At 38.3% G+C, this 21,231-nt stretch carries 14 protein-coding genes; 7 read left to right on the top strand and 7 right to left on the bottom strand.

What is annotated here, in order from left to right:
• Positions 1 to 2,069: carbohydrate-binding protein (locus BUA53_RS20145; RefSeq protein WP_139256524.1), on the bottom strand; the 2,069-nt coding region annotated here is incomplete at its 3' end.
• A 470-nt stretch (positions 2,070 to 2,539) separates the two neighbouring features.
• Entirely contained in the window at positions 2,540 to 4,180 is a 1,641-nt protein-coding gene (locus BUA53_RS20140) for a hypothetical protein (RefSeq protein WP_072837200.1), read from the bottom strand.
• A 138-nt stretch (positions 4,181 to 4,318) separates the two neighbouring features.
• On the opposite strand from BUA53_RS20140, the gene BUA53_RS20135 reads away from it, so the two are divergent.
• The 7 genes from BUA53_RS20135 to BUA53_RS20105 all read left to right on the top strand — a co-directional run bounded on the left by BUA53_RS20135 (position 4,319) and on the right by BUA53_RS20105 (position 14,523).
• A complete protein-coding gene (locus BUA53_RS20135) occupies positions 4,319 to 5,203 on the top strand; it encodes a decaprenyl-phosphate phosphoribosyltransferase (protein WP_072837199.1) in 885 nt (294 codons plus the stop codon).
• Complete coding sequence (locus BUA53_RS20130) at positions 5,200 to 6,534, top strand: FAD-binding oxidoreductase (RefSeq protein WP_245793238.1); 1,335 nt, start codon at positions 5,200 to 5,202, stop codon at positions 6,532 to 6,534. The genes BUA53_RS20135 and BUA53_RS20130 overlap by 4 nt, the downstream gene beginning before the upstream one ends.
• 6 nt (positions 6,535 to 6,540) lie before the next feature.
• On the top strand, positions 6,541 to 7,272 hold the full coding sequence (locus BUA53_RS20125; RefSeq protein ID WP_072837198.1) for an SDR family oxidoreductase: 732 nt from the start codon (positions 6,541 to 6,543) through the stop codon (positions 7,270 to 7,272).
• Positions 7,269 to 7,862, top strand: a complete 594-nt coding sequence (locus tag BUA53_RS20120) for an HAD family hydrolase (RefSeq protein WP_072837197.1) — start codon at positions 7,269 to 7,271, stop codon at positions 7,860 to 7,862. The genes BUA53_RS20125 and BUA53_RS20120 overlap by 4 nt, the downstream gene beginning before the upstream one ends.
• A 143-nt stretch (positions 7,863 to 8,005) precedes the next feature.
• Positions 8,006 to 11,149, top strand: a complete 3,144-nt coding sequence (locus tag BUA53_RS20115) for a PKD domain-containing protein (RefSeq protein WP_139256523.1) — start codon at positions 8,006 to 8,008, stop codon at positions 11,147 to 11,149.
• Between the two features lie 226 nt (positions 11,150 to 11,375).
• A complete protein-coding gene (locus tag BUA53_RS20110; protein WP_072837195.1) occupies positions 11,376 to 12,908 on the top strand; it encodes an O-antigen ligase family protein in 1,533 nt (510 codons plus the stop codon).
• Between the two features lie 13 nt (positions 12,909 to 12,921).
• Entirely contained in the window at positions 12,922 to 14,523 is a 1,602-nt protein-coding gene (locus BUA53_RS20105) for a hypothetical protein (RefSeq protein ID WP_139256522.1), read from the top strand.
• Here BUA53_RS20105 and BUA53_RS20100 read toward each other — a convergent pair.
• The 5 genes from BUA53_RS20100 to BUA53_RS20080 all read right to left on the bottom strand — a co-directional run.
• Positions 14,510 to 15,703 carry an acyltransferase family protein gene (locus tag BUA53_RS20100; RefSeq protein WP_072837193.1) on the bottom strand — a complete coding sequence of 398 codons (1,194 nt, stop codon included), beginning with the start codon at positions 15,701 to 15,703 and terminating at the stop codon, positions 14,510 to 14,512. The two genes, BUA53_RS20105 and BUA53_RS20100, sit on opposite strands and share 14 nt — an antisense overlap.
• Positions 15,704 to 15,749: 46 nt before the next feature.
• Positions 15,750 to 16,511 (bottom strand): TolC family protein, encoded by a 762-nt coding sequence (locus tag BUA53_RS20095; protein WP_072837192.1) that lies wholly within the window; start codon positions 16,509 to 16,511, stop codon positions 15,750 to 15,752.
• A gap of 85 nt (positions 16,512 to 16,596) precedes the next feature.
• The gene (locus BUA53_RS20090) at positions 16,597 to 18,792 is read right to left on the bottom strand and encodes a Wzz/FepE/Etk N-terminal domain-containing protein (protein ID WP_072837191.1); all 2,196 of its coding nucleotides are present in this window, start codon (positions 18,790 to 18,792) and stop codon (positions 16,597 to 16,599) included.
• A gap of 155 nt (positions 18,793 to 18,947) precedes the next feature.
• On the bottom strand, positions 18,948 to 20,153 hold the full coding sequence (locus tag BUA53_RS20085; protein ID WP_072837190.1) for a glycosyltransferase family 2 protein: 1,206 nt from the start codon (positions 20,151 to 20,153) through the stop codon (positions 18,948 to 18,950).
• Between the two features lie 175 nt (positions 20,154 to 20,328).
• On the bottom strand, positions 20,329 to 21,231 hold a 903-nt coding region (locus BUA53_RS20080), incomplete at its 5' end, for a PKD domain-containing protein (RefSeq protein ID WP_139256521.1).

Genomic DNA, 21,231 nt, shown 5'->3' with positions numbered 1-21,231 from the left:
ATTTCAAACCAGTTGAAATTAAATCCAAGGGATGCTGAGGATTGTATCCTGATGGTTTGAGAACCTGCATTCAGGTTAACATTGGCGCTGACAGTCTGGAAGGTCTGGTATCCGCCTGTCAATGGTACATTAACAGTGGCCAGCACTGCTCCGCTACTGTTCTTAACCTGGAATTGAGAACCGCTGTAGATACTGGAAACCCTGAAATTGAGTGTATAAGAACCAGCAGAAGAAACACTAACATTATAGTCCATCCAGTCGCCGTTGTCTATCCAACCCACGTCTTTACCACCACCTGCATCTGAAGTGTTTTCAGTCTGAACACCACTCATATTGCTCCAGTTCTCTGCTTCAATGCGAGAGCCTGTTCCGGAAGTTGAGGTACTACCTGAAGTAGTAGTTCCACCACTTGAAAAGTCCATATAATTTATATTCCAGCCAACACCTGAGGTAGACTGAACTCTTAAGGTTTGGGTGCCTGCAGGAATATTGATTGAAGCGCTTACTGATTGCCAGTTTTGGAAACCACCCGTGTTTGGAATATTAACGGTTGCCAAGACAGAGCCTGAGCTATTTTTTAATTGTAACTGGGCGCCTGAATAAGGACTTGCTACCCTTAAATTAACAGTGTAAGTTCCTGCGGCAGAAGCATTGACACTGTAATCCATCCAGTCGCCATTATCAATGTAACCTACATTTTTACCCCCAGTGGCATCGGATGTGGTTTCAGTCATGACTCCGCTCATGGAAGAATAATTTTCGGATTCCACTCTGCCAGGTAAGTTGGTAGTGGTAGCTGTAGGAACTGGTGAAGGTGCTACGCTGGTAGCAGTAACAAATTCAAACCAGTTAATATTAAAGCCAACACCAGAAGGCGAGGTTGATTGAATACGAAGAGTTTGTGTTCCGGAGCCAAGGTTTACTGTTGCGCTTACTGTTTGCCAGCTTTGATAACCACCTGTATAAGGAACATTAACTGTTGCCAGAACTGTTCCGTCAGATTTTTTCAATTGTAATTGTGAATTAGAAGCCAGGGAAGCTACACGGAAGTTAACAGTGTAGGTTCCAGCAGTTGCAACACTTACAGAATAGTCCATCCAGTCATTGGGATCAATATATCCAACATCCTGGCCACCGCCAGCATCAGAAGTAGTCTCTCTTTGAACCCCGCTCATATTGCTCCAGTTCTCAGCTTCCACTTTACCAGGTAAGGCAACTGTTGAAACTGTAGGAACAGGGATAGGGGAAGGCGACGGAGCAGGAGCAGGAGCAGGAGCTGATCCTCCTTTTGTGTATTGAAGCATCCACTCGTATACGTTCATATTATTTTCCCTATAGGAAGGATTGTATGATTTGGTCCATGCGTCATGACCATAATCAGGGAAAATCGTTTTTCGTGCATTACCACCAGCATTAGTGATATTGGTCACCCAGTCTTTAGTATAGGAAGATTGCACTGTACCATCAAAATCGTTATGCAAAGCCCATACGGGTAATTTTGCATTGGCAATTGATTGAGCCTTACTTTGATCAGGATAGGTTGCTCCACAAATAGGAACAATGGCCGCTGCCCTTGTAGGAAAGGCTGCTCCAAAATCCCATGTGGCACCGCCGCCCATACTCAAACCGGTAACATAGATCCGGCTTTGGTCTACACGATAGTTATTTACTGCATAATTGATGACATCATTAATGTCAGAACCTGAAGGCCAGCCTTTGAACTGGGGAGAAATAACAATGAAACCCTTTTGAGTTCCGCCAACATTGAAAGAAGTAGGGAATCCACCATTGGCAATAAGCCGGGGAAGAGCAGTCCAGCAATTTATGATCTTGTCAAGATCACCTGGTTGACCACTACCTAATTCACCGATTCCATGAACAAATACGATCAATGGATAAGTTGTATAATTATTGTAGCCCGAAGGTAAGTATTCGAAATACCCCCCTGAGTTTCCATTAATTGATACATACTTTGGAGTCTGAACTTGTGCATTAGCCGCAATAGCGAAGAATAGCACGGATAAGGTTGTTACAATACGTTGCAACAAAGACATTCTTAGGTGCTTCATAATTAAAAAGATGGATAGGCTTTAAACAATAAAAAAATAGGACGAATCTACAGTTTCAAAGGGTTTGTGGCATTTCATCCGCATCAAGCGATAATTATGCCAAAAGATTAAATTCGTAATACATAACTGATATAAAGCAACGAATTTTTAGTGCTTTGGGAAATAGAAAGTAGTTGAGATGATTAATTCCATCGTTCAACTACTCGAAAACTCTTAAATCATTGATGGATAATGCATTACAGCGCAGCTCGCTTGACGTTCTTTTCCCTTTAAATTCGTTATCTCTTCCTTGAGAGGAATAAAAGTAAATGGTAATTCCTTAAAATATTACGGATGAGTTTATAAAAAGTTAAGGAATTTATCAACATTTAAATTAACAGAAAGGAGAAGTACTCATACATTGTACTGGAAAGCAGTATAATGATATTAAACCCTTGAAATTTTTGGCATGGTTATAATTTCGGTAACAATTAATGGATTGGTTTAGGTGTAAATATTTCAATTGTTCCCTGCGTATCACCTCTTCTGGGTGCAGGAAATGAGTCTATTTTTTGGTAATAGTTTATTAAAGTATCCCTTACTCTGAAAGGATAAAAATTGTTTAAGGTCGGAACATATTCAAAAATGACCAGGTCATATTCATTAGCCTTGATTTTATTTTCATATTGTACAGCCTGCTTATTAAACATTGCTACTCCAAGGTGATACCATAAGGGTATTTCAGGGCCTTTTTCCAATTGGTAACCCATTTCTACAGCTAGTGGAGTTAATTCACTCATGTTAAGGACTTTCAGTGAACCTTTCCGTGTTTTAACCATATCCATATTTAATATCCTTTGAATGCCTTGAGCAGTCGCCTTTGGCATGTAGATCTTTTTGAAACTGCTCAGGCCGGTAAACGTCCACTCAGATTCAGGTATATCATTGGCGGGAGGATGTATTATATAGGTTTTGCGATTAACAATATTTTCTGTTGAATTTTGACTTACCGAAGTTCCAGGGATCACCCTTTCAGCTATTCTTTGGAAATACTTCCAGAAAACCCCACTCCACCACAATGATAATCCGAGGCATCCAACAGTAAGTATGCGAGGTTTATTAAAGTCGAGGTGTAGATGTTTTGATAGCTGTGAAAGGATAAAAGCAATAGCGAAACTGTGAAAGAATATATTATTATCAGGTGGCGTATAGCTTGTAACCTGCAGAATAGCTGCTTCAACCAAAACTCCAAAAGTGATCATCAGGAATAATGTATCCGATTTATTTACAAAAAGTTCTTTAGTGGTTTTGAAATTTATGAGGATCAAAAGCAGAATAATGAACAGGTAAAATTTTATCCATTGTGAATTCATAAAGAATTCATCTGCAATTTCAAATAAAGATATCCGTGAGGTATGAGGAGGTTGGCCATGGTTGAACCAATAGCCGAAGTTGTAACGGGTAAGAGGTAAGATAATAACAAGGGCAATTACCATGTAACTCAGGGAAAAAATCAATAAAGGCTTCCATTTCTTGTTAGTGTAACAATCGTAAGCCAGGAGAAAAAGACATATAAGTAAAGCGAGTCCTCCGCCATCCTGTTTGGTAAAAAAAGAAAAGAAAGTAAACAGGGCGCTCAATGATAAGAAAATCCATTGTTTACCACCTTTGGCAATGTAATGGAGCAAAAATGCCAGCCCTGCCATTTCATAAACTATCACAGTATGATTGTACCAGGGCCAGAAATTAAAGAAGGAATAGGATAAGCAATATAAAATAACAGACAACAGGCGAACTCCAGGTTGAACATTCAGGCTTTTCAAAATGGATCTGAAAGCAAATCCCGAAATAATATTGATCAATACCTGCGCTTTTACAAGGGTGATCATTTGAGTTCCGAATACCTTGAAGAACACTGCAGGTATAACCCAATACATATACCCGAGGGGCATACCAAAATCGCGATAGGGAACCTGCCCCTGGCTTAACCTGTAGGCACCTTCCCAGGAAAGGAAAATATTTACCCTGTAAGGAAAGCTTGTAAAGAGAGGTATAATGGCCAGCAGCAATATGATAGCTAATTCCAGTTTAGCGTATAAGCGAATGTGTTTACCTGTCTTTAATTCATCCATATCATTCTTATATAAATTCCTGCACCAAGATAAAACTCACTTCTGAGATTAAATTAGAAGGTTTGGTATGGTTGTAGCATTATGCGGTTTGGCGCATAATCAATACTTTTACCGCCATCATTAACCATTTTTTGACCTGTGGCTTATCTTACCTTACTCCGTCCCAAGGATTGGGCTAAAAACCTGTTCCTGTTTATACCCCTATTTTTTTCAGGCGATTTTTTTCATTGGGATCTATATCCAAGACTTATCCTGGGTTTTATAGCATTTTCTTTGGTTGCAAGTAGTATATATATCATCAATGATTACAGGGACATAGAAGATGATAAAAAACATCCTGAGAAAAAAAGCCGTCCGCTTGCTTCTGGGAAGGTTTCTAAGCCGGCTGCGCTCATTATTTGTGTATTATTATTAATAACTGGGTTTGCCATAGCTTTTTTCATCAGGGATAAATTTCTTTTTGTATTGGGTATTTATTTTATCCTGAACCTGGCTTACTCTTTTGGATTAAAAACCATTCCCATTCTTGATATCATAATAGTAGCAATTGGTTTTGTATTGCGTATAAAAAGTGGTGCAGTCATAGCCATGATTGGACTTACTGAGTGGCTGAATATCATGGTTTTCCTGTTGGCTCTTTTCATGGCCATTGGCAAAAGAAGAGATGATGTATTGTTGAAACTTTCATCAGGTACTGATATGAGGAAATCCATAAAGGGGTATAATCTGGAGTTTCTAAACGTTGTACTGGCATTAGTTTGTGCGGTAATAGTAGTAGCATATTTCATGTACACTATGTCCCCGGATGTAATCAGGCGTATGGGAACTTACCGTTTATATTATACCTGTCTTTTTGTTTTAGCAGGAATATTACGATATTTGCAAATCATCTTTGTACACTCCGCTGCAGGTTCCCCCACGAGGATCCTTTATAAAGATCGTTTTATCCAGATATCTATACTGCTTTGGATTACCAGCTTTTATTTAATCATTTACATGAAAGACGTAACCTTATTCCAATGATGAAGAAATTTATTGCCAACTGGGGCAACTTTCCAGTTATGGAATCGGAGGAGAAATCATTTTCTTTTTCCGAGCAAATTAAAGATTCTTTAAACCAAACTGACTCAATTATTGCAAGGGGCAACGGCAGGTGTTATGGAGATGCTTCTCTTGAGAAATATACCCTGTCTACCCTGAAGTATGATAAGATCCTTTTCTTTGATGTTGAACAAGGCATTTTTGAATGCCAGTCTGGTATAACCTTAGATAAAATACTTGAAGTTATAGTTCCAAAAGGATGGTTCCTTCCTGTAACTCCAGGCACCAAATATATTACGGTAGGAGGGGCCGTAGCCAGTGACGTACATGGGAAGAATCACCATGTGGATGGTTCATTTTCGGCACATGTTCTGGAGATGGATGTGCTATTATCTACGGGAGAAACACTAACCTGCTCAACGAATCAATATCCTGATCTGTTCTGGGCAACCTGTGGGGGTATGGGTCTCACTGGTATTATTACCAGAGTAAAGTTTGATCTTAAAAAGATAGAAACCTCTTACATCAGGCAAAAACAGATCAAGGCTGAGAATCTTGAGGAAGTACTGCGTTTGTTTGATGAAAATCAACATTATACCTATTCAGTGGCTTGGATAGATTGCCTTAAAAAAGGAAAAAATTTTGGAAGAAGCATTTTGATGCTTGGCGAACATGCTGGTTTGCAAGACCTGGACGCCAAACAAAGAATGGAACCTCTGAAGGTGCCGTCTAAAAAACAAATTTCATTTCCATTTAACCTTCCTTCATTTGTTCTGAACCAATACACGGTAAAGGCCTTCAATTTCCTTTTTTATGGAAAGAATTTTAAAAAGGAGATCAATAATGTAGTTTCCTATGAACCATTTTTTTACCCATTAGATGCAGTTCTGCATTGGAACAGGGGATATGGCAAAAAAGGGTTTCTTCAATACCAATTTGTTTTGCCACTGGAAAGTAAGCAAGGGCTTATTGAGATACTTCACCGGATCAGCAATGCCGGGATGGGATCTTTTCTGGCTGTATTAAAAGTTTTTGGTGAGCAGAATGATCTTATATCATTTCCAAAAAAAGGTTATACGCTGGCTCTTGATTTTCCCGTAAGAAATAATTTATTTCCCTTCCTTGACGAGTTGGATAAAATTGTAATGCAGTATAATGGTCGCTTGTATTTATCAAAGGATGCAAGGATGAAAGCTGACGTTTTTTGGAAGAGTTATGAAAATGCAAATAAATTTCAGGAAATCATTAAAAAATATAACCCCGGCTTCAGAATTAATTCCATACAGGCACGGCGGTTACATATCACACAATAATTTATCATGCCCACTGTTTTAATATTAGGAGCTACTTCAGATATTGGCTTTGCTATAGCGAGAAAATTTGCGTCGGAAAAATACAATGTCCAACTGGCTGCCAGGAATACTAATTCATTACAACCATTTCAATCCGATATACAAATCAGGTACGGAGTACAGTGTTCGTTGCATTCTTTTAATGCACTGGACTTTAATGCTCACTTGAGTTTTTACAATTCACTTGTTCCCAAACCAGACATTACAGTGTATGTTATAGGATATTTGAATGATAATGAAATGGTGATCTCTGACTGGGAGGAGAGCCTTCGTACAATAAATACCAATTATACTGGTGCAGTTTCAATATTAAACATCATCGCTGCTGATTACGCTGCTCATAAAGCGGGGACTATTGTAGGCATTAGCTCTGTGGCAGGCAACCGTGGAAGGCAAAGCAATTATATTTATGGAAGTGCAAAGTCGGCTTTCACTTCTTATCTCTCAGGTTTAAGGAATAAGCTTTATCATGATAAGGTTCATGTGATGACAGTATTGCCAGGCTTTGTATATACCAAAATGACTGAACATTTGAAATTGCCACCTTTGTTGACAGCCTCCCCTGAGGGTGTGGCTGAGGCCATTTATAATGGTGTTCGTACTAAAAGGGATGTTCTTTACGTAAAGTGGTTCTGGAAATGGATCATGTTGATTATTACCACCATTCCAGAATCCATATTTAAAAAGAAGAAATTGTGAGTAAGGGCATTGCGTTTTTTGATTTTGATGGCACTATAACAACCAGGGATACCTTACTGGAATTTATAAAATTTGCAAGAGGAAAACGGGCTTTTTATAGTGGTTTCTTATACAATATCTTTTACCTGTTAGCTTATAAAATTAAGTTGATCTCCAACCAGGAAGCCAAAGAAAAGGTGCTAAGTTATTTTTTCAAGGATATGGATCTCATTGAATTTGATAAACTCAGTGAAGCTTTTTCTAAAAAGAAGTTGCCTTCAATTATTCGTCATGGAGCGGAAAAGGAAATAACAAGATTGCAGCAGGAGAACTTTGTAATTGTAATAGTATCAGCTTCACCGAAAAACTGGATAAGGCACTGGTGTAAGGATAGGAATTTAATCCTTATTGCCAGTGAACTCGAGATAAGGAATGGTAAAGTAACAGGTAAAATTTCAGGAAAGAATTGTCATGGAGAGGAGAAAGTCAGGCGTATATTAGAAAAGTATGTCCTGGAAGAATATGATGAGATCTATGCCTATGGAGACACAAAGGGAGACCTTCCCATGCTTGGCCTGGCAACTAAACCTTTCTATCAGCCATTTATTTAAGTCTTCCCTGGTATAATCTGGGTATTTACCGATGATTTAGAAGCAGGTATCGCCGGAATTCTATGTTTGACCATTTTGTTATCAAATAACGATAGTTAATTATACATTTGGTGCGCTTTATTGTTGATACCAAAACCATTCCTGTGAAAAATAATAGCATACCAAAACACCTTTGTAAGTATACTAAATCCCTTTTCAAAACTGTTATCGCCTTCTGTTTTCTTTCTTTATTATCAGTAGAAGCTTATTCGCAGATTATCACAGTTACTGTTAAATACAGTACCAATCCAGGTAACCCAAAAGTATCATTGGCTGATTTAAAATACAATAAACAATCTGTTTTAAGTATGGATATCGATGATCAGCCAGCTAATGTAATGAGTGTGAAAGCTTACTTACAAGGAGGAATGGCAACAGAAGATGGGCTTACATATCCAGGCAAATTTTTTACAGATGGTTGTGGCAATAACAAACCATTTTCCCTGGGTATAGCTATGACTGCTCACAGTAACTATAATGATGGTGATTTAACTTTAGTACCATCCCTTCTAAATTCCTCCCAACTCACATCTTTAGTTGCTTCAGGATTTTTACTGGAAAATCATGGATTTTATCATGAACAAGACCAATATTACGTTTCAAATAATTTTACACTACCAAGAAATATTTTAGAGAATACTAATTTCATTTATGATAAAACAGGGTTTGTTTCCAGAGTTTGGGTAACGCCTTCCAATTATGCTGGTTATAATCCATATGTTCAGCAACAAGGATTTATGGCTGCAACCTCACAAGGTGTCACTGATGGTTATACTTCGCAACCTATAAATATGTGGACGGATCACCTGGCCGATCTTTCTCAACTGGATTCGAATTTTAATGTATTCCTTAGAGATTTCAATGATGATTGGGCTAATACGACTGTAACAAATGAATTAAAGTCAAGGATCAATGATCTAAGATCAAAATCCTCTGGAACGGTTCACAAGATTTATCGGATAGGCACACATAGCTATAATTCCAGCAACTGGGAAGGATTTAAGTCCTTTTTTAATTATGTTGATTCAACTTCAGGCAATACTATCTGGGTCACCAGCCTGCAGGAGTTTTTGGAATACCTGGAAGTAAAGAAGAAACTGGTAATGAGCCAGGTACTGAAAAGCAATGGTTTAACCCTTACGCTTGACTTAAGTAAAGTGCCTGTCAATAACAGTTTCAGGGATATATCGCTATTGGTTGATAATGGTTCGGCAATTAGCTCAGTATCAGTTTCAGGAGCTGATGGGTTCTCATATAATACCTCAGGTCTTGTTAATATCTTTAAGAGGAAAACATTATTTGATCCACCCTACAATAAACCTGCGCCAATTGCAGGAGCGGACCAGGAAGTTATTTTTCCTGTAGATTCTGCAGTATTAACCGGCAAACTTGCAGATACCAGCGTACACATTGTATCTTTTAACTGGTCGAAAGTTTCAGGGCCTGATGCGGGTACTATCGTTTCTCCATCACAAACAACCACTATAGTAAAAGGATTGGTACAGGGTAATTATGTATTCAGATTGACAGCAATTGATGAAAATGGTATTCATGGGACAGACGATGTTGCCATCAATGTTATCTCTATTGTTTCTCCGGGCTCAGTTTATCATGTAGAAGCTGAAAATTGGACAACAATGTTTGGAGTTCAGACAGAAAATTGTTCTGATACCGGAGGAACGCTGGATGTGGGTTGGATAGACAAAGGCGATTGGATGGATTATGCTTTGACCGTTGGTACCTCAGGATCCTATACATTAAACTTAAGATTGGCCAGCCCTTATTCTGGTGCCCAACTTCTTGTAAAGAACAACTCAGGCAATATACTATCAACAGTTAACATCCCAACGACAGGTGGTTTTCAGAAATGGCAAACAGTTTCTGTCCCTGTTCAACTTATTGCAGGAACGCAAACTCTCAGACTTGAATCTAACTCCACTGCTGGCTGGAACATCAACTGGATGGAATTAGTTGGGGCCACTGCAACCAACCAAAATCCTACTGCCAATGCAGGAGCTGATCAAACCATTACCCTGCCTGCAAACTCTGTGACTTTAAACGGAAGCGGAACTGACGCGGATGGCAGCATTTCAACTTACGCCTGGAGCAAAGTATCAGGTGGTTCAGCTACCATTACTTCTCCTTCTTCTGCCTCCACTACCATCACTGGTCTTACAGCAGGCTCTTATACCTTCAGGCTCACTGTTACTGATAATGGTGGTGCTACGGCTTTTGATGATGTGGTAATTAATGTAAATGCTGCAGCTAACCAGCTTCCCACTGCCAATGCAGGAGCTGACCAAACTATCACCTTACCTACCAATAGTGTTTCTTTGGCAGGAAGCGGAACTGACCCTGATGGAACCATTTCAACTTACGCCTGGACAAAAGTATCAGGAACAGGAGGCAGTATTACCTCGCCTTCTTCACCTTCCACAACTGTGACCGGGCTAACTGCAGGAAGCTACATTTTCCGCTTAACTGTAACTGATAACAGTGGAGCTACAGCCTCAGACGATGTAAATATCACTGTCAACAGTGTTCCTACACCAACATTTTCCCTAAAAATAGAAGCTGAAACCTATACCAATACCACAGCACCTGTTATCAAATCTGCAACAACAGATGTAGGCGGTGGCCTCCAGGTTAGCTCTTTAGACAATGGTGATGTACTAAACTATACAGTAGATGTACCTTATTCTGGCACCTATACAGTAAACTTCAGGGTAGGTGCCACCAAGGGAGGCAGCAAGCTGCTATTGCAAAACCAGGCAGGTACCCTGCTTGCCACCATTAATGTTCCCAATACTGGGGCAGCCTGGCAAACCGTAACCGTAAGCATAAACCTTACTGCCGGCAATGCCCAAACCTTCAAAGTAGTGGTTAACAAATCCTCCGGTAACCCTGTGTTCAACTGGTGGGAACTCAACCTTTCAAGCCTTAGTGCAGCACGTGCAGATTCAAATAACAGGAGTGAAGTAATGGAAACAACTCTCCCAGGTAAATTACAGGTATATCCCAGCCCTGTTTATACCCAGGCGCAAGTTGAAATAAATGATACAAACGAAGGCTTATTAAAGGTGCAATTATGGAATGTAGCGGGAGCGTTGCAAAAACATTTTATTTGGAATAAAAATACCTCACAATATCATAATATCATTTTTGTAGGAGATCTGCCTAAAGGTGAATACATCCTTAGGGTTGAGATCAATAAACAGGTTCGAAGTGAAAAGTTTATAAAACTATAAGATATCATACTGCGAATTTTAATTTTTTCTGAAGGATGGGTATGCTTATTGATAAGTCAACAGCATAATACTCCCAGGTATTGATTGGGAGAAAGGAATAGTTTAATTTGCTCCCAATAGGCAGAAAATGGAACATCAGAAAAAATCATTTCATGAGGTCATTATGATCCTCACATTAATTTTTTTCTTTATTGCTGTTTTTATGAAAATCTTATTTTTTTAATAAATGGCAGAAGAAAAATACATCAGGCAGAAAATTCGTCACAACCCCGTGCTGTCATTTTTTCAAAGAACTCTGATAATTGAAAAAATGAACAATTGGGTAGGCATATTAATAATAGGCCTTGTGGCAGGGATATTCGGTTATTTATTGTCCAACAACTTTATGGTTGGCGCAGGAGTATTAGGTGGCATAATAGGAATTGGTATCTTATTACTATGTATCCTGAGTGTTGAATGGGGAATATATATCAACCTTATCTTTCTATTTATTTGTACCCATATTTCCCGATTGTTTTTTAATGACGACCTGCCTGTTGGAATTGTTGCTGATGTATTGATATTAGCAACTTTCATGGGTTTATTCTTTGGAAAATATGATTTAAAGAAAAGTTCAAAAGCATTCTTTTCCAAAAGGCCTGTGATCATGTACCTGGTTGTATTGGGTTATTTATGTCTTGAATTATTCAATCCTTATGGGCATTCCCTGCAAGGTTGGTCCCTTATCGTCCGCAAAGTTGTAGAGTCTTTTATTCTTATTTTCATTTGTTATAATGTTTTTACTGATCTGTCAAGGATCAATAATTTTCTCAGGGTATTGTTTGTTTGTGCACTGGTTGCAGGATTGTATGGGTGCATACAACAATGGCATGGTCTATTCCCTTTTGAGATTAATTGGGTTCATAGCAGCGAACTCCGACTTAACCTTATATATCTTTTTGGAACCTATCGTAAGTTTTCATTTTTCTCCGGTCCTACAGAGTTTGGGATCATAATGGCTGGCTGTACATTGCTCTTTGTATTATTAGGAATCAATGAAAAGAAAATTATTTATAAAGCCCTTTTAATTGGTGGTTCTATTTTCATGTTACTTGGAATGTCTTATTCGGGAACCAGAACCGCCAATGCCATGCTTGTAGGAGGAATAGGATTATATATTTTACTTACGATACATAAAAAGGCTACAAGAATATTTGCTGTTTTTGCAGTATTGGGATTTCTGTTTATAATGTTCGCACCTATTTATAGCAGCGAAACTATTATACGTTTCAGGACCAGTTTCTCCGGAAGCGAAGATGCTTCCTATAATGTAAGAGAAGCAAACAGGGCTTCCATTCAACCCTACATTTACAGTCATCCTTTTGGAGGTGGTTTGAGTACTACAGGAGAAAATGGTCAGAAATATAATCCCGGGCATCAGTTGGCAGGATTCCCAACAGATAGTAGTTATGTAAATAAATCACTTGAAACAGGGTGGATAGGGATGATACTTACCTGTATTCTATATTTTGTAACAGTGCAATATGCTGTCAGGGGATATTTCAATACCAAAAACCCCAGGATAAAAGCGATGTTTGCTGCAATAACTGCTTTTCTATTTGCCTATTACATAGGTGAGATAGCCCAGGAGGCCATTGGACAGTTCAGTAATACAATGGTGTATTTTCCTGTAGTTGCCATATTACTGCAACTTCGGCAACAAACGGCTGGTAAGGAGGATGTAGATAGGCCATCTTACTATGGCGATCAATATAAATAAAGTTAGGCGAGACATGAATGGACAGATCTTTACTTCTAGGAATGCTATACTTGTATTTTTATTTGGTATCCTTGTTCTTTTCCTTCCTGTACTATTTATTGAATTCAAGGTTTTAAGATACACAAATGGTGTTTTCATGTATCCATTTGATGACACCTTTATTCATTTGCAAATAGCCAAAAATTTAACCCAGGGACATTGGGGAATCAACAACGGGTTTGCATCTGCTTCATCCTCTTTGCTTTATACTATTATTTTAACGCTCTTCAGATTTGTATCAAATAGCACTTTAATTCCTTTTATTGTTAATTGCCTTGCAGGAGTAGCTATAGTTTGGTTTTTACATCTATGGCTACAAAAGCATTTAGTTTCCCCTTTAGCGCAGGGAGCTATAATGTTATTGTCATTTTTCATGACCCCACTTCCATTAATGGTGATCACCGGCATGGAACATACCTTCCAATGCCTGTTCTCTTTTATATTCATTTTTTATTTTTCTGATTGGCTGGAATCTAACTATGATAAACGAGGTTCCACTATTCCAATAAGCCTTTATGTGGCTGCTGTTTTTGCTGCTTCTATCCGGTATGAAGGGTTGTTCCTTATTGGCATTGCCTGCATAATGCTGCTGTATTATAAGAAAATAAAGCAGGCATTCTTACTTGGTTTTGTTGGAGTATTGCCAGTCGTAATCTTTGGTATCCTTTCGCTTACAAAGGGTAGTTATTTCCTGCCGAATTCTGTATTGGTGAAATCTGAATCTTTTTCCTATCCAGGTATAGCTGGTATGATTACACATATACTATTTGAAAAACTTACTTTTGCCCGCAATGGATTGGCAGCTCTTGCCACTCAACGGTGGTTGCTAATATTGCCCTTAATATACCTGGGCTTTAAAAAATACATTAGGCTTTCTTATTCTATTATTATCATTTTCCTACTAGTAGCTACAATTCTGCAATTATCACTTGCTTCTACAGGCTACCTGTATAGGTATGAAGCTTATTTATTTTATTCTTCAACAGTTATAATGGCTGTTCTATTTTATCAATATGGAAAACAGGCATTTGATGACTGGAAGTTTGGCAGCTTTAAGGTTATTTTTTTAATCTTAGTGTTCTTTTTATTCTTTCCAATAATGCTACGTTCAACATCCGCAATTGAGAAGTCTGTCCAGGCGTGTAAAAATATTTATGACCAGCAATATCAAATGGCTCAGTTTTCAAAAATCAACTATTTGAATAGTACTATAGCTGCAAATGATATCGGTGCCTTAAGCTATTTCACAAATGCAACCATTGTTGATCTTTGGGGTTTATCCACCATTGAGGTAACTAAAAGTAAAAAAGGAAAATATTGGACGCCTGCATTCCTTGATTCACTTAGCCGTTCCCGGGGAGTGAATATGGCTATCATTTATGATAGTTGGTTCCCGGATTCATTACAATCCAGGTGGAAAAAAGCCGGCACCTGGAAGATTCAGAATAATGTGATCTGCGGTGATGATATAGTTTCTTTCTATGCCCTTGATTCTTCAGGCTATTCTAATCTATACAATAATTTAAAATCATTTGAGCATAAGTTGCCACCTACTGTAATAGTTAAGTACTTCTGATATCCCGATTTGCCGGGGAGTGGGCCGGAGTTAATGGCTGTATGGGAACTGCCTGCTTCGATACAACTTCCATTCTTGTTTTTTTCCTTGTTGAAAAGAGAAACCATAAATAGCTTCTTCCAAGCAGGTTATAAAACATTATTGGTATAGTTACGCCAAATGCTATTACACATAATAATATAACAATCGGGTTGGTAAAATGAAGAAAGTGCACCAATATAGATCTTACTAACCCTACTACTATTACATGGATCATATAGATGTAAAGTGAATGAAAACCTATCACACGCAGGAAAGAAAGCTTGTTCCATTTTTCCAGCAAAAAGGCCATAATTATTAAGGTAATACAGCCTATTAAAGAAGTAAATAAAAAATTCAGTTCATTGAGGGCATATAAAGTGTTGTCGCCATGAAATGTTTCAATTGTCGTTTCCATGGCTTTAACTCCAACATTATTATGGAGATATACCACCTGGGCTGCAATAAATACCGGAAGGAATATAAGTAGTGTAACAGGCTTTTTCAATTGCTGCTGTAAGGTTTTTGTAAAAAGTATTCCTGAGATCAGGTCACCAATTACAAAGAATAAGTAGAAACGCATCCAGTTGGACATCATACTTATATCATTCAGAAAGGGAGCTAAGATGAATAATGCAAATCCAATAATTAAATGAAGCCACATGTTTGGTTTCACTTTCGTTTTAAAAAAGATAAAAACCATGGTAGCATTGAACAGGGCAGGAAGGTACCAGAACTGGTCTAATTGCTTGGGTTGATAAAGTATATAGAGATAATCATGGAAGGTTCTGTCGGAGTTGGTAAAATGCGACATGAAGATTTGCAACGTTACCTGAATAAACGCCCAGATAAAGTAAGGGTATAATATCTTGTCATATTTAACAAAGACGAGGTCCCTGACTGATTGCTTCGAAAGGCTTATAGTAGTAAAAACGCCAGAAATAATAAAGAACAATGGCATGCGGAAGCTATAAAAGATCATATTAGCCTTACCTACCGTTTCCGGCATGGGAATCCCGCTTCTTTCTATACCAAGATAAGCATGATGATAAACAACTAAAAGTATGATGACTCCTCTTAGATAATCAACCCAGCTATACCTGTTTTTTTCAAGAATGGTTAAGTTAAAGGCGTGCGATATCCATCCCTTTGCGTTTTTCATTCACACAACTTGTAATCTTTGAAACCTACAATTTTACAGGCAACACTTATCTGTTGGTAACTGTTTCCAGTTTTACTCCAATCATCCTTTCAATTTCCAGCTTCTTGATTTCCTGCTGTAATTTTAAATTGATAAGTGCAGCCATTTCGCTGTTGTTTCCTTTTTGGGCGGCATTATAAGTATCAATGGTTACGGTACCCTTTCTGAATTTTTCTTCTGTTTGTGCCAATTCAGCCTGCACATCATTTACCAGTTCACTCTGTATGGCAATTAACTGGCTGTAAGCCCTGTATTCCCTGTACTTGGTCAATACTTCCTCACGTATATTCCTTTTAAGTATCTCCTGGTTATTTTTTCCCACTTCAATGCTTTCCCTGGCAGATTTTACCTGCGTCCTGGAAAGAATGGTTCCTAAAGGAATAGTCAAACCGAAAAAGTATTTCGGATATACATATGAGGTTGTAGGCGTTTTTGAAAAAGATTGGTCATTATAGTTCAAAGAAACAGCCAGGATGTTCATCCACTGGTTCTGCGCATTCTTTAAAGTATATTCATTGATCTTATTTTGATGTTCAAGATTTTTAGCTTCCGGGCCCTGTAAAGCCAGTGCTACCAACCTTTCTTCTATTGCTGATGAAGTATCAGATTTTATAAGCATTGAATTATTAACCTGGGCATGTGCAAATCCTATTACGCTTGTCAGTATACCCGTTAAAATAAACTTGTTGATTGAAGGGTTACGGAATGAACTGCGAATCAATGAGCATGTAGACTTAAATCCGTTCTTTTTTATTTCCTTGGTATTCATTGGTTCAATTACTATTTGTAGAATTATAAATTAAGTTAATGCAAAAACTAATAACTAAGTATATTTTCTTATTTGCTGGCAGGCCTTAAACAACATTAATATTTTTCAGATCAACCATATTAAGAATAGATCCGGTAAACTTGCCATTAAGTTCTTTAAAGAAACTAATGGATTGTTTATCAATTTGTTTGATTACCTCTTGTGCAGAGAAAACTGCTATGACACCGTCAACATACTGCGCCAGTTCTTTACTGTCTGAAAAATCATTCAGGGGAGGACCTTCTAAAAAGATATAATCAAAATCAGAAGTCAGGAGTTGTAAATGCTGTAATAGATTTTCTCTTGGCAAAATTTCAGAAGGTGTATAATCGCCACCTTCAGAACCTATAGCATAGACTGTACCTAATCCAAGGTCTTTCGAAAATACTTTTACCTGTTCTATCAAAGCTTTATTATCTGATTTATAAGGCACTATTTTTTCGAGTACCGGTTCAGCATTTAATTGAACTGTCAGGTCATTATTACAAAAGTTCGTATCTATTATAAGCACTTTTTTCTTGCTCAAACTCATACTATAAGCCAGGGCCTGTATTAGCGTTGTTTTTCCCTGCCCTTTTTTAGTACTTGTAAAAAGGAATATCTTCTTACCGCTTGTTTCAATTTCATAGCGCAGCTTTCTGATAGACTCCCTGAAAATATTATTACGCTTATGTTCCGCTTCATCTGTGGCGATCAGTTTATTCGAGATCACATCAGTGATGCTTTTGTTTTTCAGGTTCATGAAATTCACAAGGCTGATCATCTTAAGGTTTACATTTTTCGAAAAGATGGTCGGGGTGCGAATAGAGGTATCCAGGTAAGTCAGGAAAATGATGATGCCGATTGTAGTTAACAAAGCTGCAATAGCTGCCAGCGCAATGATCAATGCCCGTTTAGAAGGTTCAGGTGAAATGGCCGGCTGACCAGGTACGATCACCCTGAAATTCACCAGTGATGCACCGCCTATATCTGTTGCAGCATTATAGCGTTGCTGTGCTTCCAGGTATTCTTTGTTGGCAAAATCCACATCCTTTTTAAGGCTTTCACCTGCAGCTGTGCTTGATGCAGCAGAAGTTACACTACCTTTCAATGAGTTGATCTTTGATTGCAGGGAAGAAATAAAAGAAGAACTGCTTTGAATATCAATTTCTAGATCCGTTTTCTGTGATTGAAGGTCAATCTTTTCAGAAACAGGATCTTTCGCAGTTACTGAGCCAGAACGGCTGGATAATACTTTCTGCTGGTATTTGGCCTTCAGCGCATTATATTTTTTATAATCAGCCTGGTCGTTCGTACGCAGGTAGTCATTATAGGCACTATTCATGGCAGTGCGCAACTGTATCACCTCATCATTATCGGAACTTGAAGTTTCAGATGGGGCCTTGTTCAGGTCGGCCAGCCTCTGATTCACTTTTCGAAGGTTAGCCTGGAAAGTAGTGAGTTTGCTTCTTTCATTTGTTAACTCTGACTCAAGGTTGGCTATAACATCCAGGTCACCAGTGCTTTGAATTTCAGAAGAACCATATCCTGTTCTTTGCAACAACTCATTTTTCTGATCCAGTATCTGCTTTTTCTTTTCCATGATGCTTCGAAGCGTATCAATAGATTCTGCAGCAGTTCTTCCCCGGCTGGTTCCGTAGTATCTTATAAATTCATCATAAGCAGTATTTACTACAAAGGCTGAAAGGTTTGGATCAGTAGATACATAATCAATATTGAGATAGTCAGTGCGTTGGAAACGGCTGACATTTAAATTTTTAGTGAGGGTGGTGTAATCATACTGGTACAGGTTCAAAAGGTTCATCAGTTTTTTATCTTCAGCCACTGATGGTGAAAGAATGCTCATGGTCCTCACCTTTTCCCTAAAAGCTTTGATAGCAGAATCCTTAGTTATATTCTTGAAAGCCAGCGCTTTTTCTTCATCCGTCAACTTATGAAAGGGGTCAGGCTGGGTAAGATCGTGTAGAATTAAGTTATAGGAAAGCAGGTTTATAACAGGAGGGGAGGTAAACGTAACAATTACATTATTGAACTTGGTGTCCTGCTGGTAGTAATCTGCATTTTCATTAACCAGCTTCATTGGGTCATAAGTAGTATAGCCAGTGGCTACTTGTGCCGTAGACCGATACTTTTTAGGCTGGTTAAGAGTTAAAATATATGCAACAGCTGCTGCAATGATAGCGGATCCAATAATGATCCACTTTCTTTTCATTAGAATCCGGAAGAGGTAGACAAAATCCATGGTTAGGTACTGTATTATAAACTAAAAATAAGTTTTCAGGTTTTGAGAAACAACTATAGCCTGTTAAATGATATGCGTTAAAAAAATAAAGAATATTATATTATGCTAAGGATTAGGATAATCTTGTTACTTTCTTAATGTGCCTTTGATTATCTCTATGGATCTATGACCGGGCTTTTCAATAAATCAGAGTTGGACCGCTTCACTTTTTCCCAGGTCGGGGGCTGTTTCTTTCGTAAAAATCTGAAAAATCCCTGGAATACGGAAATGTTCATAAAAATAAAGTAATAAGGTAGTTTTAGAATTTTCAAATATTTCGTTGCTGTTGGTGATAAATAAGCAATTAAAGCGCCAATATAAAAAGCTACCTGTAACAGGAAAATCCCTTTATAGATAGGGTTTGTATTAAAAATACTTAACAAAAAGCCTGATACAAAGGCAAAAATGAGGCATAAAGGACTCAATGTCCATCTGAGCACCCGGTGGGATATATATAAAAAAGAAAGCCTGGGATGCTTCCAGAAAGACAAAGCTCCTGGCAACATGGCCATAGCCTGGAATCCACCAGCTGCAATTCTAACCTTCCTTTTCTTCTCGTCATTTAATGAAAAGGATGGTAGTTCCATGGCATAAGCCATTGGTTCATAAATAATCCGGAATCCTCTTTCTGCTACTTTCATGGAAATAATGAAATCATCAAGTACCACCTCAGAAGGCACCATTTCATATAGTTCCTTCCTTACGGAGAATAGTTCACCGGCAGCCCCCACTACAGAATAGAAATCCGAGTCCAGTTTCTTTAAAAATGACTCGTATTTCCAATATAACCCTTCACTTGCACCTAAATTTTCTGTATCATCCTCTGGTGTCATCACTTTTTTCTCACCAGCCACTCCGCCCACTTTTTCATCAATATAGTGCCTGGCTACCATTTCAGTAGCTTCAGGATTAAGGAAAGTATTGGCATCACTGAATAACAGAATGTCATTATTTGCGGCCTGTACAGCCCTGTTCAGGGCAGCAGATTTTCCCTGCCTCAGGTCAGAATGTAATAACTGAACCTGGGGATATTTTTCTATAATATCCGGCGTCGAATCAGAAGATCCATCAGTAATAAATATGTATTCAATCCTGTCAGAGGGATATTCCTGTTCCAGGGAATTAATAATTTTCTTCTCTATACAGTCTTCTTCATTGTATGCCGCAACAATAAACGAAACAGTCGGATAATATGGTTTCCTGCCTGCGGTAGTCTTCTTTTTAGTAAACAGGTTTATAACATATGCTATAATAGCGTAACCAGCATAATTATAAAATATAATGAAACAACTTACCCAAAGCACAAATTCTAGGAACGCCATCTTTAAGGGTTTAAGGGTACTAAATTAGAATGAAATTATACTTTTCCTCTACATAGTTATAAATAGTATGCCGCACTCATCTATGGAAAAGCATGGCAGATTATTATCCTTGAGCCCTTTTTAATAAAAAAAGGCAGTGAATGATCACTGCCTCCTTATATATCCAGGTTCCAGATTATTCCTTTATAAACTTCATAGTTAATGTAGTATTGATATCAGGATTTATGTTCATCATATATACCCCTTTATCCAGTGAAGAAATGTCCAGAGTTTTCACCATTTGTTGCTGGGTTCGTAAAAATTCCTCCTGGTACACGATATGACCCATAGAATTATAGATACGCATGTAAGAGTAATTCTTTACAGTTACTGCGTCTATTGATACGTTTAAAGTGCTTGTTGCAGGATTGGGGTAAAGTGCTGCAGTTGACTTTTTCCTCGTATCCGCTTTAACTGTTACCATTACCGTGTCCATTCCAGTAGCTGCACCATTATCCGTCACTGTAAGCTGGAATAAGTAAATTCCTTCCACCAGGTTGGTAAGACTGGTTTTACTGGCTGTAGGTGCAGATAAAGTGTAATTCACGGGGCCGTCAACCTTTGTCCACTTATAGGCTACTATGGTGCCATCGCTGTCTGTTCCGCTACCGGCAAGCTGCGTCTTATTTAATGGTAAGGTTATAATAATATCTTTTCCGGCATTAGCAATAGGTGCTTTGTTAGCTACCGGTGTTGCTGCATTTACAGTTACCTGTATATCATCAGATGAGGTAGCCCCTTTGTTATCGGACACAGTAAGTCTGAAAATATATATTCCCTGTATCAATCCACTTACCGAAGTTGAGGCCGTGGTTGGAGAAGTAATGGTATAAGCGGTTGGACCTGACAATTTTGTCCAGCCATACGAGGCTATCGTTCCATCTTTATCCGTGGCACTTCCATTTAAGGTTACATTGTTAACCGGCAGGGTAATGCTTTGATCGGCACCTGCATTGACAACAGGAAGTTGATTGGCAGCAGCTTTCACCACAATGGCAACTGTATCTTTTGATACAGCACCACCATTGTCTGTAACCTT

The organism is Flavisolibacter ginsengisoli DSM 18119 (assembly GCF_900129295.1).
Lineage (GTDB): Bacteria > Bacteroidota > Bacteroidia > Chitinophagales > Chitinophagaceae > Flavisolibacter > Flavisolibacter ginsengisoli.
The sequence above is the reverse complement of the archived record's forward strand: the minus strand, read 5'-3'. Positions and strand labels throughout refer to the sequence as shown.